The 1,290-nt window shown below is 77.1% G+C and carries 1 protein-coding gene and 1 pseudogene; both read right to left on the bottom strand.

The window, feature by feature from the left end:
* Positions 1 to 321, bottom strand: a pseudogene (locus ACFV0G_RS23680) (ABC transporter permease); the annotation flags it as partial.
* Positions 318 to 1,290, bottom strand: a 973-nt coding sequence (locus ACFV0G_RS23675) for an ABC transporter ATP-binding protein (protein ID WP_380551305.1), incomplete at its 5' end; no start/stop codon positions are given. The gene ACFV0G_RS23675 and the pseudogene ACFV0G_RS23680, both read right to left, overlap by 4 nt.

Here is a 1,290-nt window from a genome sequence, read left to right as displayed (position 1 = left end):
GCGCCCCCCGGGGGCGCCCAGCGGCCCTATGTACTGGGCGAGATGGTTGAGCCCTACGACGGCGACCACCACCACCCCCGCGCCGGCCACAACGGCGTGCGCGGCCGGGTTGTCGCCGGGGTCGACGACGCCGCGCATCATCACCAGGATGCCGAGCGACTGGAACGTCGCCACGAAGAGCAGCGGGATCCGGGCCACCCGGGCCCGGGCCAGCTGGGCCCGGTAGACGGCGGCCAGGGCGGGCAGCAGCCGGGCGGCCGGGGCCAGTTCGGCGGCGGCGCGCACGGGGGCGGCGGGGGCCGGGGCGTCGAGGATGGTCACGTCGGCAGTCCGTCCTTCGCCAGTCCGCTGTGCCGGCCGCCGAGCTTGAGGTAGGCGTCCTCCAGGCTGGGGGTGGCCAGGGTGAAGTCGTCGAGGGCCGCGAAGGCGGCGCCGCCGGTGACGGCGGCGACCAGGTCGCGGGCCTCCTCCGGGGTGGTGCGCACCGTCCAGCGGCGGCCGGTGCGCTCGGCGCGCCCGGCGAGGGCCGCGACGGCGGGCACCTCCAGCGGGGCGTCCGTCCGCCACACCAGGTCGAGCCGGACGTCGCCGTCGACCAGGGCCTTCAGTCCGCCCGGCGTGTCGCAGGCGATCACCCGGCCCTCGTCCACCACGGCGACCCGGTCGAGCACCGTCTCCGCCTCGATCACGTTGTGGGTGACCAGCAGGACGGTGGTGCCGCGCTCGGCGCGGCGGCGGTCCACGGCCGACCAGACGGCCCGCCGGGCGACCGGGTCCATGCCGGTCGTCGGCTCGTCCAGGACGAGCAGCGGCCGCTCCCCCACGAGGACGGCGGCGAAGCAGGCGAGGCGGCGCTGGCCGCCGGAGAGCTTGGCGAGCGGGCGGTGGGCGAGCGGCTCCAGGCCCAGTTCGGCGAGGACCTCGGCGGACTCCGCCCGGGCCCTTGCGCGGGTCAGGCCGCGCAGCCGTCCGGTGGTCTCCGCGGCGAGGGTGACGGTGAGCTCGTCGAGCGCGGTGGACTCCTGGCCCAGGTAGCCGAGCAGCCGGGCGGCCCGTTCGGGGTGGCGGACGATGTCGTGGCCGAGGATGTCGACCGTCCCGGCGTCGGGGCGGAGCAGGCCGGTGAGCTGGCGGACGAGGGTGGACTTGCCGGCGCCGTTCGGGCCGAGCAGGCCGAAGATCTCGCCGCGGTGCACGGTGAGGTCGATCCCGTCGTTGGCCCGGACCTCGGCGGCCGCGGCGCCGCTGCCGGTCCGGTAGGACTTGGCCAGGCCGCGTACGGTGCAGCAG

The sequence above is a fragment of the Kitasatospora sp. NPDC059571 genome (genome assembly GCF_042735675.1).
Taxonomy (GTDB): Bacteria; Actinomycetota; Actinomycetes; order Streptomycetales; family Streptomycetaceae; genus Kitasatospora.
The sequence above is the reverse complement of the archived record's forward strand: the minus strand, read 5'-3'. Positions and strand labels throughout refer to the sequence as shown.